General features: G+C 70.9%; 12 protein-coding genes. 5 read left to right on the top strand and 7 right to left on the bottom strand.

The annotated features are described in order from the left end of the window. Nucleotides 1-64 precede the first annotated feature (64 nt). On the bottom strand, nucleotides 65-2,641 hold the full coding sequence (locus tag ACMATS_RS29490) for an FHA domain-containing protein (protein ID WP_390777417.1): 2,577 nt from the start codon (nucleotides 2,639-2,641) through the stop codon (nucleotides 65-67). Between the two features lie 284 nt (nucleotides 2,642-2,925). On the opposite strand from ACMATS_RS29490, the gene ACMATS_RS29485 reads away from it, so the two are divergent. Beyond that, entirely contained in the window at nucleotides 2,926-4,452 is a 1,527-nt protein-coding gene (locus tag ACMATS_RS29485; protein ID WP_414169620.1) for a streptophobe family protein, read from the top strand. Nucleotides 4,453-4,596: 144 nt separating this feature from the next. Beyond that, nucleotides 4,597-5,829 carry a phosphoserine phosphatase SerB gene (serB, locus tag ACMATS_RS29480; protein WP_414169619.1) on the top strand — a complete coding sequence of 411 codons (1,233 nt, stop codon included), beginning with the start codon at nucleotides 4,597-4,599 and terminating at the stop codon, nucleotides 5,827-5,829. A 40-nt stretch (nucleotides 5,830-5,869) separates the two neighbouring features. Here serB and ACMATS_RS29475 read toward each other — a convergent pair whose 3' ends face one another. The 6 genes from ACMATS_RS29475 to fabG form a co-directional block, all read right to left on the bottom strand. Continuing rightward, nucleotides 5,870-6,391, bottom strand: a complete 522-nt coding sequence (locus tag ACMATS_RS29475) for a SixA phosphatase family protein (protein WP_414169618.1) — start codon at nucleotides 6,389-6,391, stop codon at nucleotides 5,870-5,872. 92 nt (nucleotides 6,392-6,483) lie between these two features. After that, nucleotides 6,484-6,702 carry a hypothetical protein gene (locus ACMATS_RS29470; RefSeq protein ID WP_414169617.1) on the bottom strand — a complete coding sequence of 73 codons (219 nt, stop codon included), beginning with the start codon at nucleotides 6,700-6,702 and terminating at the stop codon, nucleotides 6,484-6,486. A 182-nt stretch (nucleotides 6,703-6,884) separates the two neighbouring features. Then, on the bottom strand, nucleotides 6,885-7,001 hold the full coding sequence (locus tag ACMATS_RS29465) for an SGM_5486 family transporter-associated protein (RefSeq protein ID WP_336412363.1): 117 nt from the start codon (nucleotides 6,999-7,001) through the stop codon (nucleotides 6,885-6,887). A gap of 33 nt (nucleotides 7,002-7,034) precedes the next feature. After that, entirely contained in the window at nucleotides 7,035-7,442 is a 408-nt protein-coding gene (locus tag ACMATS_RS29460; protein WP_414169616.1) for a hypothetical protein, read from the bottom strand. Between the two features lie 192 nt (nucleotides 7,443-7,634). After that, nucleotides 7,635-8,405, bottom strand: a complete 771-nt coding sequence (gene fabI, locus ACMATS_RS29455) for an enoyl-ACP reductase FabI (RefSeq protein ID WP_390777422.1) — start codon at nucleotides 8,403-8,405, stop codon at nucleotides 7,635-7,637. Between the two features lie 5 nt (nucleotides 8,406-8,410). Next, nucleotides 8,411-9,130, bottom strand: coding sequence for a 3-oxoacyl-[acyl-carrier-protein] reductase (fabG, locus tag ACMATS_RS29450; protein WP_390777423.1), 720 nt, complete (start codon nucleotides 9,128-9,130; stop codon nucleotides 8,411-8,413). Between the two features lie 290 nt (nucleotides 9,131-9,420). Here fabG and ACMATS_RS29445 point away from each other — a divergent pair, with 290 nt between their 5' ends. From ACMATS_RS29445 to ACMATS_RS29435, 3 genes are read left to right on the top strand one after another with little or no spacing between them, the layout of a single operon-like run. Next, nucleotides 9,421-9,840 (top strand): SseB family protein, encoded by a 420-nt coding sequence (locus ACMATS_RS29445; protein ID WP_391155538.1) that lies wholly within the window; start codon nucleotides 9,421-9,423, stop codon nucleotides 9,838-9,840. Continuing rightward, nucleotides 9,837-10,424 (top strand): hypothetical protein, encoded by a 588-nt coding sequence (locus ACMATS_RS29440; protein ID WP_390777425.1) that lies wholly within the window; start codon nucleotides 9,837-9,839, stop codon nucleotides 10,422-10,424. The genes ACMATS_RS29445 and ACMATS_RS29440 overlap by 4 nt, the downstream gene beginning before the upstream one ends. Further along, complete coding sequence (locus ACMATS_RS29435) at nucleotides 10,424-15,163, top strand: putative T7SS-secreted protein (protein ID WP_414169615.1); 4,740 nt, start codon at nucleotides 10,424-10,426, stop codon at nucleotides 15,161-15,163. The genes ACMATS_RS29440 and ACMATS_RS29435 overlap by 1 nt, the downstream gene beginning before the upstream one ends. Nucleotide 15,164: the final 1 nt, after the last annotated feature.

Below are 15,164 nucleotides of genomic sequence, written 5' to 3'. Positions count from 1 at the left end.
CGCCGGAGGGCGGTGTTCCCGATATTCGGGAACACCGCCCTCCGGCGTTATACGTGAGCAATCGTCACTTGCGCATGACTTCCGGCTCGTGACGGCGCAGCAGGCGCGAGACCGCGAATCCGCAGATCACTCCGAGCGCGATGAGCACGACCACGTCGATGCCCCACTGCGCGGCGCTGTGCGTCCAGAGCGGGTCGAGGTTGTCGTGGTTGCTCTTGTCCATCGGCGCCATGATGTGCGACAGGTCCAGCGTCGCGGCGGCGGCGCCGATCGCCCAGCGGGAGGGCATCAGCCAGGCGACCTGCTCGACGCCCGGCGAGTCGTAGATCTTGAACATGATGCCGGTGAACACCACCTGGACGATGGCGAACATGACCAGCAGCGGCATGGTCTTCTCGGCGGTCTTCACCAGCGAGGAGATCACGAGGCCGATCATCATCGACGTGAAGCCGAGCGCGATGATCACCAGGCACAGCTCGACGGCCGGAAGGCTCTTGAGGATCACGCCCTCCTTCGGCATCTTGCGGATCGAGAAGCCGATGGCGGAGATGATGACGCCCTGCAGGGCGGTGATCAGTCCGAGGACGATGACCTTGGACATCAGGTACGCGGAGCGGGAGAGGCCGACGGCCCGTTCCCGTTCGTAGATCACCCGTTCCTTGATCAGTTCTCGGACGGAGTTGGCGGCGCCCGAGAAGCACATGCCGACCGCGAGGATCAGCATGATCGTGCCGGCGTCCTGGTTGAAGTGCCGTGGGTCCGGGGCGCCGAGGCCGTAGTCGGAGGGGATCACACAGCTCACGCCGCCGAGCACCGCGGGGAGCACGAGCATCAGGCCGATGAAGCCGCGGTCGGAGGCGATGACCGAGACGTAGCGGCGCATCAGCGTCCACAGCTGCGAGCCCCAGCTCTGCGCCTTCGGCGGGCTCTGCGGCTGGACGTGCACGGACTGCGGGGCGACGGCGTCGATGTCGGCCGCGTACATCTGGTAGTGCTGCGAGCCCTTCCAGCGGCCCGCCCAGTCGTAGTCGCGGTAGTTCTCGAAGGCCGAGAAGACGTCGGCCCAGGTCTCGTAGCCGAAGAAGTTGAGCGCCTCCTCCGGCGGGCCGAAGTAGGCGACCGAACCGCCGGGCGCCATGACCAGCAGCTTGTCGCAGAGCGCCAGCTCCGCCACGGAGTGCGTGACCACCAGGACGGTGCGGCCGTCGTCGGCCAGGCCGCGCAGCAGCTGCATGACGTCGCGGTCCATGCCCGGGTCGAGGCCGGAGGTCGGCTCGTCCAGGAAGATCAGCGACGGCTTGGTCAGCAACTCCAGGGCGACCGAGACGCGCTTGCGCTGGCCGCCGGAGAGGGCGGTGACCTTCTTGTCCTTGTGGATGTCGAGCTTGAGCTCGCGCAGCACCTCGTCGATGCGGGCCTCGCGCTCGGCGGGCGCGGTGTCGCCGGGGAAGCGGAGCTTGGCCGCGTAGCGCAGCGCCTTCCGGACGGTGAGCTCCTTGTGCAGGATGTCGTCCTGCGGGACCAGACCGATGCGCTGGCGCAGCTCGGCGAACTGCTTGTAGAGGTTCCGGTTGTCGTAGAGGACGTCGCCCTGGTTGGCGGGGCGGTAGCCCGTGAGCGCCTTGAGCAGGGTGGACTTGCCGGAGCCGGACGGGCCGATGACGGCGATCAGCGACTTCTCCGGGACGCCGAAGGAGACGTCCTTGAGGATCTGCTTGCCGCCGTCGACCGTGACGGTCAGGTGGCGCGCGGAGAAGGAGACGTCGCCGGTGTCGACGAACTCCTCCAGCCGGTCGCCGACGAGGCGGAAGGTGGAGTGGCCGACGCCGACGGTGTCGTGGGGGCCGATGATCTGCCGGCTGACCGGCTGACCGTTGACGAAGGTGCCGTTGTGGCTGCCGAGGTCGACGATCTCGAAGCGGCCGTCGCTGGTGGCCCGGAACTCCGCGTGGTGGCGGGAGACCTGGAGGTCGGAGACGACCAGCTCGTTGTCCAGGGCACGACCGATGCGCATGACCCGGCCGACCGCCATCTGGTGGAAGCTGGTCGGGCTGCGGTCGCCGCCCTGCGCGGGCGCCGCGCCCGCGGCACCGGCGGACGGCTGCTGCGGCTGCACGGCCGGGGCCGCCTGCTGCTGCGGAACGTAGGCCTGCGGCTGCTGGTGCTGCTGGGCCTGCGGCTGCACCCAGCCGGACTGCTGCGGGTGCTGCGCCTGGTGGGACTGGGCGGCCCAGTCGTGACCCGGCTGCTGCACCGGCGTCTGGTACGCCTGGTGCTGCTGCGGCGCGGCCATGGCCGTCTGCGCGTTGTAGAGGTCCGCGGCCGGGGCCGCGGCCACTGCCGCGCTCAGGTGCATCACCGGACCGTCGGTGGCGTTGCCGAGGTGCACGGCGGAGCCGGGGCCGATCTCCATGTGATGGATGCGCTGGCCCTGCACATAGGTGCCGTTGGTGCTGCCCTGGTCCTCGATGACCCAACTGTGGCCGCCCCAGCGCACGGTGGCGTGCCGCCACGACACCCGGGCGTCCTCCAGCACCATGTCACCCTGCGGATCACGACCCAGGGTGTACGACCTGGACGGATCGAGCGTCCAGGTCTGTCCATTCAATTCCAGTACGAGTTCCGGCACTCCATGCCCCACTACTTGTCCCCCGATGAGCCCCCTGCACAGGGAGTCTAGGGATGGCGAACATCGGGAGGAACTATTTCAGGCACAGTCCCCCGACCGAAAGTCGGGGACTGAAGCAGCCGTGTAACAGGCACCGTTGACCGATCCGAAAGTCGCCCGGAGAGTAGTAACAGCCCATGGATGGTACGGATCACCAGCATCCGGGCAACTGGTATGGACCGGGGGGCGCAATGACCATCACCAGTGGCAGGCGCGCAGCTTTCGGCGCAGATCTGCTCCTTACTTCCATAGCGGCTGTGAGCTGGGCTTTTCTCGCCATGGCGGGAATTGCGGCACTCGGTCTGCATCTGCTCGGGGCGGACGCCGCGGGACGGCTGGGGCCGATGACCGCCGCCGTGGTCGTGCTGGCGGTCGGCGGCTCGGTCACTCCGTCGGGCTCGGTCGAGGCCTTCGGGCTGACCGGCACCGGTGCGCACACCACCATCGATTTCGCGCCACTGGGCGTGAGTCTGGTGGGGGCACTGCTGCTCGGCGGCATCTTCGCCCGCTCCCTGCGCCCGGCCGGGGCCGCCCTGCGCGGCACGGAACTGGCCGCGCGGGCGGGCGCGGTCGCCCTGCTGTTCGTCCTGCTGCTGGGCGGGCTGGCCTGGGCCGGATCGTCCACGGTCACCTTCGACGGCAGCAGCATGGGGCTGGGCTCCACGGGCGGCAGCGGGGGCCTGCAGATCCCGGGCCTGGGGGACATCGGGAACATCGGCGGCGGGCTGGCCGACCGCATCTCCGGGCTCGCCAAGGCCAAGGCCTCGGTCGGCTTCTCGGTGCGCACCGGGCCCTCGCTGCTCGGCGGTGCGGTGTGGGTGCTGGCCGTCCTGCTGATCGCCGTGCTGGCCTCCCGCCGGGCCCGGCTCCCGGTGGCCTGGTCCGCGCTGCACCGCAGCGTCCGCCCGGCGGCCTCGGCGGTGTGCACGGTGCTGGTGCTGGCGGTCGTGGCGGGCCTGGCCGCGGCGGTGGCCGCGGCCGCGGCCGACGGCCACCCCCGGCGGGTGCTGGGGGCCGCGCTGCTGGGGGCGCCGAACGGGGTGTGGACCGGGGTGCCCCTGGGCCTGCTCGTGCCCTGGCGCGGCACGGCGAGCGGATCGCTGCTGCAGCTGCTGCCCGACCCGCTGGACAAACTACTGAAGGGGCAGGCCGACGCGGCGATTTCGGTCGGCCGGCTCGCGGATCTGGATCCGCTGGTGTGGCTGCTGACCGTGGGGAGCGTGCTTCTGATGCTGACGGCCGGGGTGCTCACGGCCGTCCGCACCCCGCGCGACGGTGCACGGACCGCCGCCTTCGCGGGACGGTGCGCGCTGTCGCTCGGGGCGGCCACAGCCGTGGCCCTGCCGCTGCTGGTGCTGGCGACCCGGCTGACGGCGGACGCCGGTCTGTCGGTGCTGGGCATCGACGCCGCCGGGGCCGGCCTGGAGCTGGCCGGAAGTGTGCCGTCGGCGCTGCTGCTGGGGGCGTTCTGGGGGTGCGCCGCGGGGGCGGTCGGGGCGCTGCTGGCCTGCGTGACGGGCACGGCGGGCCGCAGGGCCGTACGTTCCGCGCCCGGGAGCCGTGCTGCACGGACGTACCCCGATCTGGCCCATCTGCCGGGCCCGTACCACCCGTCCTCGTCGTACCGCCCCTCAAGCGGCGACACCAACCCGTACCTGCATCCGCCCGGCGAGGCCCCGTCCGACCTCCCGACCCGCACGGGGCAGCCGATGCCCCCGCCCCGCAGGCCCCGCCGCCCACCGGGCGAAACCCCGCCGCCGTCGCCTCCACCGGGCGCCCCGTAAAACCGGGCCCCGTAAGGGCCGCGGGGCTGTCAGATGATGCGGCTCCGCCGCGTGGGCGCGAGCAACCACAGCCGACCTGCAGACGCAGTACAGGCGCTCCCGCTGCGCGGGGCCCGCTGGGGGCCGGATACCGTAGGGGGCACCATGAGCGCATCGCAGACACCGCCTGCCAACGCCGTCCCCGGTGACGACGCCCCCACTCTGCTCGTCAAGATCTTCGGCAAGGACCGGCCGGGCATCACCGCCGGCCTCTTCGACACCCTCGCCGCCTTCGCGGTGGACGTCGTCGACATCGAGCAGGTCGTGACCCGGGGCCGGATCACCCTGTGCGCCCTGGTCACCGCGCCGACGGCAGAGGGGGCGACGGAGGGCGAACTCCGTTCCACCGTGCACAGTTGGGCGGACTCGATGCGGCTGCAGACCGAGATCATCTCGGGCCGGGGCGACAACCGGCCGCGCGGCGTGGGCCGTTCCCACGTCACCGTGCTCGGGCACCCGCTCACCGCCGAGTCGACGGCCGCCATCGCGGCCTGCATCACCGGCACCGGCGGCAACATCGACCGTATCTTCCGGCTCGCCAAGTACCCGGTGACGGCCGTGGAGTTCGCGGTGTCCGGCACCGAGACCGAGGCCCTGCGCACCGTCCTGGCCCTGGAGGCCGCCAAGCTGGGCGTGGACGTGGCGGTCGTCGCGGCCGGGCTGCAGCGGCGCGCGCAGCGGCTGGTGGTGATGGACGTCGACTCGACGCTCATCCAGGACGAGGTCATCGAGCTGTTCGCGGCGCACGCGGGCTGCGAGGCCGAGGTCGCGGAGGTCACCGCGCGGGCGATGCGCGGCGAGCTGGACTTCGAGGAGTCGCTGCACGCCCGGGTGGCGCTGCTGGCCGGGCTGGACGAGTCGGTCGTGGACAAGGTGCGCGCCGAGGTGCGGCTCACCCCCGGCGCCCGGACGCTGATCCGCACGCTGAAGAAGCTCGGCTTCCAGGTGGGCGTGGTCTCGGGCGGCTTCACCCAGGTCACCGACGATCTGCGGGAGCGGCTGGGGCTGGACTTCGCGTCCGCCAACACCCTGGAGATAGTGGACGGGAAGCTGACCGGCCGGGTCACCGGGGAGATCGTGGACCGGGCCGGCAAGGCCCGGCTGCTGCGCCGGTTCGCGGCGGAGGCCGGGGTGCCGCTCGATCAGACCGTGGCCGTCGGCGACGGTGCGAACGACCTGGACATGCTCAACGCGGCAGGCCTGGGCGTGGCGTTCAACGCCAAGCCCGTGGTGCGGGAGGCGGCGCACACCGCGGTGAACGTGCCCTTCCTGGACACGGTGCTCTATCTGCTCGGCGTCACCCGCGAAGAGGTCGAGGCGGCCAACACCCACGAGTGAGGCCGCACGCGCAGCCGGGGCAGCGTCCTGCGGCGACGTCCTACTTGGGGTGCGGCGTCCAGAAGGAGACCAGGCGGGCGCTGCTGTGCTCCACGGACTTCCAGGAGCCGGTGACCGCGAGCACCGCGATGGCGGAGGTGGGGAAGCCCGAACGGTTCATCCGGGCCAGGGCGTCGCCCTCCGCGCTGCCGGCCAGGGCGTCGGCCACCGCGTGCATGCCGGGGTTGTGCCCGATGAGCAGGACGTCGCCGACCTCGTCGGGAATCTCGTTGACCAGGGCGATGAGCTCGCCCGCCGAGGCCTCGTAGATCCGCTCCTCGTAGACCGTGCGGGGGCGGCGCTCCAGCTCGTGGGCGGCGAGCTTCCAGGTCTCGCGGGTGCGGGCGGCGGTCGAACAGAGGGCCAGGTCGAGGGGGATGCCGGAACCGGCGAGCCAGCGTCCGGCGGCCGGGGCGTCCTTGCGGCCGCGCTCCGCGAGGGGGCGGTCGTGGTCGTCGACATCGGGCCAGTCGGCCTTGGCATGCCGGAGAAGGACGATCCTGCGGGTCGGTTCGGCGCTCATGGCGTCCAGCTTCGCACGAAACGGGCGGCGAGGCGCGGGGTGTTGGGAGGCTTGCCCCCACAGGGTGGCGAAGCGCCGCTGAGCGCCGGAGCTCACGGCGCGCGGTGTTCGACTGCGTGCTGTACGAGCTGGACGACGCGTATGAGCGAGCCGCTGCCCGGCCGGCCCGCCCCCTCCCCGGTGTTCGCCGAGGCGCTCGGGGCGAGCAGGGAGAACAGCGCCAGGAAGGCGACCGCGGGCAGCACCAGGGCCCACCACGGCAGTCCGGCCTGCGTCGTGCCGGGGGTGTGCGCCTGCCGTCCGGCAGCCATGGGATCGCCTCCGTGTGTTCGGTCCACCGCCGTGTCGCGGTGTACTACGAACCTACGGAGCGCCGCCTCGGTCTCCCATCCGGTACCCCACCCACTCGACCCTGGGGCTGTCCCCACCATCCCCTAGGGGATCAGGGCGACCGGGTCGGGGTCGGGGGCTCGGGGCCGGGCCGGCACCGGGGTCAGGGAGAGGCGAGCGTCGCGACGATGGCGATGACCACGGTGATGCCGAGCATCACGCCGAGGATGGTCAGCAGGGCCTTCTGGCCGTTCTGGGGATTGGGCTCGAGCACGGGCATGCGCACAGTGTCCCATCCCTTCGCGCGGGGTCCTCACCCGGGCAGGTGACTCACCCAGGCCTGGCGTATCTCCAGCCAGCACCGCTGTGCGAGGGAGACGTGCCGGGCGGGCTCCACGGTGACGGTGGCGGTGTCCATGCCGGGGTCCCACCACCGGGCGCACTGGACGTGCAGCTGGACCCGGTCGGGGGTGGCGTTGGCGTTGAAGCAGTCGGCGACGGCGCGGGAGCCGTCGATGCGTGCGCTGCACTCCGCCTCAAGTGGTTGCCCGGCCCGTACGGAGCGGTGCGGGGCGACGGGCACGGCGGCCGCGGCGCCGGAGCCGGCCACGGCCCAGGCCGCCAGCAGGAGCGCCGCCGTCCGGCGGAAGGGGAATGCGCAGGGGGATGCGGAGCGCGATGCGGAACGGGATGCGGAACGGGATGCGGAACGGGATGCCATGCCGCACCTCCTCGCCACGGATGCCCGTCGGAACCTTCCGGTCCCCCCAGTGTGCGGGCCGCGGGCGCAGTTCTCGACTCGAACGGCTCTCGAATCGAACACACGCAGCGGCAGCACGGTCTGCAACGGCCGCGGGGCCGTCCACCGAGCGGTGGACGGCCCCGCGGCCGTTGCAGACCTCCCCGGAGGGGGTCAGGCGCCCATCATGTGCACGCCGCCGTCGACGTGCACGATCTCGCCCGTCGTGCGCGGGAAGAAGTCGGACAGCATGCCGACCACGCCGCGGCCCGCCGGCTCCGGGTCGGCCAGGTCCCAGCCGATCGGGGCGCGGTGGTTCCACACGTCCGCGAGCTCCTCGAAGCCCGGGATGGACTTGGCGGCCATCGACTTGATCGGGCCGGCCGAGACCAGGTTGCAGCGGATGCCCTTGGGGCCGAGGTCGCGGGCCAGGTAGCGGTTGGTGGACTCCAGGGCCGCCTTGGCCACGCCCATCCAGTCGTACTTCGGCCAGGCGATCTGCGCGTCGAAGGTCAGGCCCACGATGGAGGCGCCCTCGCCCATCAGCGGCAGCAGGGCCATGGCCAGCGACTTGTAGGAGTACGCCGAGACCTGCACGGCCGTGGAGACGTCCTCCCAGGTGCCCTCGAGGAAGTTGAAGGCGCCCTGCGGGCCGAAGGCGATCGAGTGCACGATGCCGTCGAGGCGGGCGTCCTCGCCCAGGTGCTCGCGGACCTTGTCCGCCAGCCCGTCGAGGTGCTCCTGGTTGGTGACGTCCAGCTCGATCACCGGGGCCTCCTTGGGGAGGCGCTTGGCGATGCGCTCGACCAGGGAGAGCCGGCCGAAGCCGGTGAGGACGACCTCGGCGCCCTCGTTCTGGGCCACCTTGGCGGCCTGGAAGGCGATCGAGGACTCGGTGAGGACACCCGTGACGAGGATGCGCTTGCCTGCGAGGATTCCACTCATGTCGATCAGTGACCCATGCCCAATCCGCCGTCGACGGGAACGACGGCTCCGGTGATGTATGCGGCGTCCTCGGAGGCGAGGAAGCGGACCGAGGCGGCGATCTCCTCGGGCTGCGCGTAGCGCGCGAGCGGCACCTTGCTCGTGATGCTCTCCCGCTGCTCGTCGGTCAGCACACGGGTCATGTCCGTGTCGACGAAACCGGGGGCGACCACGTTGACGGTGATGTTGCGGGAGCCCAGCTCGCGCGCGAGCGAACGGGCGAAGCCGACCAGGCCGGCCTTGGAGGCGGCGTAGTTGGCCTGGCCCGCGGAGCCCATCAGGCCCACGACGGACGAGATCAGCACCACGCGTCCCTTGCGGGCCCGCAGCATGCCCTTCGACGCACGCTTGACGACCCGGAAGGTGCCGGTCAGGTTGGTCTCCAGCACCGAGGTGAAGTCCTCCTCGGACATCCGCAGCAGCAGCTGGTCGCGGGTGACGCCGGCGTTGGCCACCAGCACCTCGACCGCGCCCTGCTTCTCCTCGATCTCCTTGTAGGCCTGCTCGACCTGCTCGGGGTCGGTGATGTCGCACTTCACGGCGAGGCATCCCAGCTCCGTCAGGGCGGCCGGGGGCTCTCCCGAGCGGTACGTGAAGGCGACCTTGTCGCCCGCCTCGGCGAAGGCGCGGGCGATGGCGAGGCCGATGCCCCGGTTTCCTCCTGTGACGAGAACCGAGCGGCTCAAGGGATCACCCTTCCGTTTCGTTCGATCGGTAGTGCTGGATACAACGAATACAACGAAACGTATCGGGTGAGATCGCCGGAGAGACAATCGAGCAGCGACAGGGGCGCGCGGGGGATGCTGTTGGATCTCTACAGAAGCGCACCGGTCCACGCGCCGGTCCGGGGGAAGCGCCCCGCACACGACGGCCGCCGCTGCCTCGTTGTGTACGGTGCCGTGAGGCCGGAACGGGGGAAACGGGGGGAGAGCCGAACGTGTTGCCGTCACAGTCGCCGTCGCCACCGCGGACAGGGGTGCCGGCAGGGGCGCTCGTCGAGCAGGTTGCCGCAGTCCACGCCGGGCAGGGCCATCCGGCCGCCATGATCGGGGAGCTGCGGCGCACGGCCGTTCTCGTGCCGCTGGACGAGGCGGGCGGTCTGTGGTCCGTGGAGTTCGGCGGCATCCGCTGGATCTGCGCGTTCACGGACGAGACCGCCCTGGCACGCTTTGCCGCCGCACACGGCGCGGCTGCCGCGGGCACGCCCGCGGACCGGGAGTACCGCTCCGTCCTCGGCGCCCGCCTGCTCGACGTCGTCGTACCGGCGGTGGACGGCCCGGCCGGTGTGGCCTTGGACGTCGCCGGCGAACGCCCGATGCTGTTCCCGCCCGTGGCGGGCATCGTCCCCGAGCACGCGGCAGTGGACGGCGTGGACAGCCCGGAGGGCGCGCAGTGAGCGGGGACCTGGAAGCGAACAAGGAAGCTCTCGACGGCATCACACGCGGCATCAACGCGACGATCGGCGAGCTGAAGTCCATCGGCACGCCGGGCGAGGCGGCAGTGGGGCGCGGCTTCTCCGAACTCTCCCTGTCCGGTCTGGAGTCCGGCCACGAAGGTCTGACCTCCGCCCTCGACGACTTCTGCGACCGCTGGGAGTGGGGCATCCGGGCTCTGCTGCAGGACGCAAACGCATTCGCCGAGCGCGTGCACCTGTCGGCGGGCTATTACCACGAGGTCGACTCGTACCTCTCCGGCACGATGAAGGTCGTCGCCAACGCCGGTATGGGCAACCCCCACTTGAGCGAGGAGCAGGTGGAGAACATGTCCTGGGGCCAGGTGGCCTCGGACAACGCCTTCACGCAGGCCCGCGACGCCGACTTCAGTGCCGGTTCCGTCAAGCAACAGGCGCAGAACGCCGAACGGGTCTGGTCGCGCACGGCCGACGACCTCATGGACAGCGCCGAGACGGGCGGCGCGACGCCCATGGGCGTGGCGTTCCGCACGGCGAGGAAGCTGAACGGCGGCGGGGAACAGGGCTGATGGGCGTTTTCGACGGCATCGAGCACGGCATCGGGCACAGCGTCGACAAGGCGGGCGACTGGCTCGAGGACAAGTGGGACCGGGGCGGGAAGAAGGCCGGTGAGGCCGTCGAGTGGACCACCGACCATGCCGCCGAGGTCCTCGACAAGGCGGGCGCGCACTCCATGGCGCGCAAGGTCGAGAGCCTCGGCGATCACGTGGCCTCCGACCTGGGAGCGACGGTCGGCGAACAGGAGCTCGGCCGCACCGAGGACCCCAGACAACTCGTCCACGGCGACACGGCGAAGATCAACGCCACCGCGAAGCACCTGCGTTCGTTCCACACGTCCCTGGACTCCGTCCACGGAGGCCTGCAGAAGATCCGTGCCACGGGGTGGAAGGGCGAGGGCTCCGAGGCGTTCACGGCGAAGTTCGTGGAGCACTCCCAGCAGTGGGCGCACGCGGCCGACGCCTGCGAGACGGCGGCGGGGGCGCTGGAGGCGTACGCGCACACGGTCGAGTGGGCGCAGCGCCAGGCCGAGGAGGCGATTCGCCTCCACAAGAAGGGCCGCGAAGCGAACAAGAAGGCCGTTGACGACTACAACGCCAAGGCCGATGCGTACAACGCGAAGCTCGACGCGCACCAGGACCCCGGCCCCCGCCCGTCCGACCCCGGCAAGCCGGGCAAAGCGGACATGGCGGAGGCTCAGCGCATCCTGACCGAGGCGCGCAAGCAGCGCAATACGGCGGGTGCGGAGGCGCAGGCGAAGGTCCACGCCGCTGTCGGGCAGGCGCCGCGGAAGCCGGCTTTCACCCAGCGCATGAATGCGGATGCGCTGGATCTGAAGGACGGCGGTGCCATCGAGTACATGCACCTCGCAGGGGGCGTCGTGCGCTCGGGCACGGACATGGTGAAGTTCGCCCGTAGCCTCAACCCCACCGACCCCTATAACATCACCCACCCCGCGGAATTCCTGGGCACCGTCTCCAACGCAGCTGCGGGCATCCTCTCGTTGGCCTCCCATCCGGAACGCCTGCCTGCCACGCTCGTCGGGGACGGCTGGGGCAAGGACTCCTCAGAGGCCGGTGGCCGCCTGGTCGGCAACGTGGCCATGGCTTTCCTCAGCGGCGGCGGCAGCGCGGGCGCCTCGGCAGGCGAACGCGTCGCGATCAGCGCGGCCAAGCACGGAGGCGAGGAAGCGGCGGAGGCCGGTGCCCGGAAGGCCGCGCAGAACGCGGGGCGCGAGGGCGCGGAGAGCGGGGCGGCGCGCGGGCACGTATCGGACGGCCCGCACGGCGCGCGCGATGCCGGGCGCGAGGAGAAGGCCAAGTGCACCGACGGCACCGACCCGGTGGATCTCGCCACGGGCCGGATGTTCCTGCCGCAGACGGACGTCACGCTTCCGGGCGCGCTTCCCCTGCGTTTCCACCGCAGGGTCCAGTCCGGCTACCGGGCAGGCGTGTGGTTCGGCCCGAGCTGGTCGAGCACGGCGGACCAGCGGCTGGAGACCGACTCCGAGGGCGTCGTCTTCGTGGGCGAGGACGGCATGCTGCTGTCCTACCCGCACCCGGCGCCGGGCGTACCGGTGTTGCCGACGGCAGGCCCCCGCTGGCCGCTCACCCGGGAGGCGGACGGCAGCTCCGCCATCACCGACCCCTTGCGGGGTCTGACGTGGCACTTCATGCCGTACGACGACGAACTCGCGCTCCTGGAACAGATCTCGGACCGCAACGGCCACTGGATCTCCTTCGAGTACGCGGCGGACGGCACGCCGCTGGCCATCGCCCACGAGGCGGGCTACCGGATCCGCATCACGACGGACCGAGGCCGCATCACCGCCCTGCACTTGGTGGGCGGTGAGCCTGGTGGCGGCGGCGATGCCGAACTGATCCGCTACGAGTACACCGACGGCAACCTCACCGGAGTCGTCAACTCCTCGGGCGAGCCCCTGCGTTTCGCCTACGACGATCGCGGCCGCGTCGTGTCCTGGACCGACCGCAACGGCAGCCGTTACGACTACGCGTACGACGACCGCGACCGCTGCGTGTACGAGTCCGGCGTCGACAGCCACATGCGCTGCAGTATCGACTACGCCGAGCCGGACCCGGCAACGGGCCTGCGGGTCACCACCGTCACCGACGCGTTGGGTCACGCGACGCGCCACGTCTTCAACGACGCCCTGCAACTCGTCGGTCAGACCGACCCGTTGGGCGCCGTCACCCGCCTGCGCTGGGACCGTCACGACCGGCTGCTGTCCCGCACCGACGCGCTGGGCCGCACGACGGAGTACCGCTATGACGGCGACGGGCGGACAACGGCCGTCGTCCGCCCGGACGGCCGCGAGGCACAGGCGTCGTACAACGCGCTCGGCCTGCCGGAGACGGTGACGAATCCGGACGGATCGGTCTGGCGGCAGACGTACGACGAGGCGGGCCGCCGCACGACGGTGACGGACCCGGCGGGGGCCGTCACCCACTACGCGTACGACGACCGCGGCCGGCCGGCTGCTGTCACCGACGCGCTGGGCAACACGACGCGGCTGCGGTGCAACGCGGCGGGCCTGGTCATGGAGGTGACCGACCCGCTGGGCGGGGTGACCAGCTACCGCCGGGATCCGTGGGGCCGCGTGACGGCCGTCGTCGACCCGCTGGGCGCGACGACCCGCATGAAGTGGTCGGTGGAGGGCCGGCTGCTGCGCCGCGTCGCCCCCGACGGCGCGGAGGAGTCGTGGACGTACGACGGCGAGGGCAACTGCACTACGCACACCGATGCCATCGGCGGCGTGACGCGGTACGAATACACCCACTTCGACCTGCTCAGCGCCCGGACGGGCCCCGACGGCGTGCGCCACGAGTTCACGCACGATGCGCAACTCCGGCTCACGCGGGTCACCAACCCGCAGGGGCTGACGTGGTCGTACGCGTACGACCCGGCGGGACACCTCGCCTCCGAGACGGACTTCGACGGCCGCACGCTGACGTACGGGCGTGACGCGGCGGGCCAACTCACGGCCCGGACGAACGGGCTCGGTCAGACGACGACATACGAACACGACGTGCTGGGCCGCGTGGTGGCGAAGACCGCCGACGGTGCGGTGACGACGTACGTGCACGACGCGGCCGGGCGCCTGTTGGAGGCGACGGGCCCGGACGCGACCCTGGTCCACCGCCGCGACCGCCTGGGCCGCATCAAGTCGGAGACGACCAACGGCCGCACGCTCACGTTCACTTATGACGAGCTGGGCCGCCGCGCCCGACGTATCACGCCGAGCGGCGCAGTGAGCAGGTGGACGTATGACGCAGCAGGCCGCCCCACGTCCCTGACAGCGTCGGGCCACACCTTCGACATCGAACACGACGCGGCGGGCCGCGAGGTCGCTCGCCACTTCGGCGCGAACGTCACACTCACGCACTCGTGGGATGCGGCGGGCCGCGTGACGACGCAATCGCTGACGGCGGGGCTTCACCGCGCGTACACCTACCGCCGTGACGGCTACCTGACGACGGAGAACGACCGCCACTTCGAGCTGGACGCGGTGGGCCGGGTGACGTCGGTCGACGAGCCGGGCTGGCAGGAACGTTATGCGTACGATGCGGCGGGCAACCAGACGCAGGCGAGCTGGCCGGCCGCACACCCGGGCGCGGAGGCGCAGGGTACGCGCGCGTACTCCGGCACGCTCATCAAGCGCGCGGGAACGGTGCGCTACGAACACGACGCGCAGGGGCGGGTGATCCTGCGCCAGAAGGTCCGCCTGTCACGCAGGCCGGACACGTGGCGCTACGAGTGGGACGCGGAGGACCGCCTCCGCGCGGTGACCACACCGGACGGCACGCGCTGGCGCTACCTGTACGACCCGCTGGGCCGCCGAATATCGAAGCAGCGCCTGACGGATACGGGCGAGGTGGCGGAACAGGTGGACTTCACCTGGGACGGCCCGACGCTGACGGAACAGACTACGGTCTCCCGCGACTTCCCCAACCCGGTCACGCTGACGTGGGACCACGACGGCCTGCGCCCCGTCGCGCAGACGGAACGCATATCGGCTGCCGACGCCCCGCAACGCGAAATCGACAGCCGTTTCTTCGCGATCGTCACCGACTTGGTGGGCACCCCGAGCGAACTCGTCGACGAATCGGGCACGATCGCCTGGCACACCCGCACCACCCTCTGGGGCACGACGACTTGGGCCCGCGACAGCACGGCATACACGCCCCTGCGCTTCCCGGGCCAATACTTCGACCCGGAGACGGGACTCCACTACAACTTCCACCGCCACTACGACCCGGAGACGGGGCGGTATACGTCTCCGGATCCACTGGGGTTGGTGGCGGCGCCGAATCCGGTGTGGTATGTACACAATCCGCATACTTGGGCGGATCCGCTGGGGCTCTCGGCATGCCCACAAAACGTTGCGCTCGGAATCCGCGAGGAGGGCCTTCGCGATTTTGCCGACAGTAACGGATTCACACACTACCTCGACGACTGGCAGGGATTCGAGTCGCAGGTACGGGCTGCCGCACATGATCCGAACGTGCACCTGCACATCGTCATGGACGGATTCTCTGGGTCGACCCCTGCAGAGCGATTCATGAACGCTTACAAACAAGGCATGGGAGATAATTGGTTTGCAACAGAGCGAGAAATGTACCATGTCGGAAAGGCGGTACGCCTCCAAGACCGCACATGGGATAGCATCACGTTCTACGAGAACGGAAAACCGGTGAAGGTACCAGAGCCTGATCACTGGCCGAGGAGATAAC

Origin of the sequence: Streptoverticillium reticulum, from assembly GCF_047456005.1 — a bacterium.
GTDB lineage: Bacteria > Actinomycetota > Actinomycetes > Streptomycetales > Streptomycetaceae > Streptomyces > Streptomyces reticulum.
Note: the sequence above shows the minus strand (reverse complement) of the source record. Positions and strands in the feature narration are given on the sequence as shown.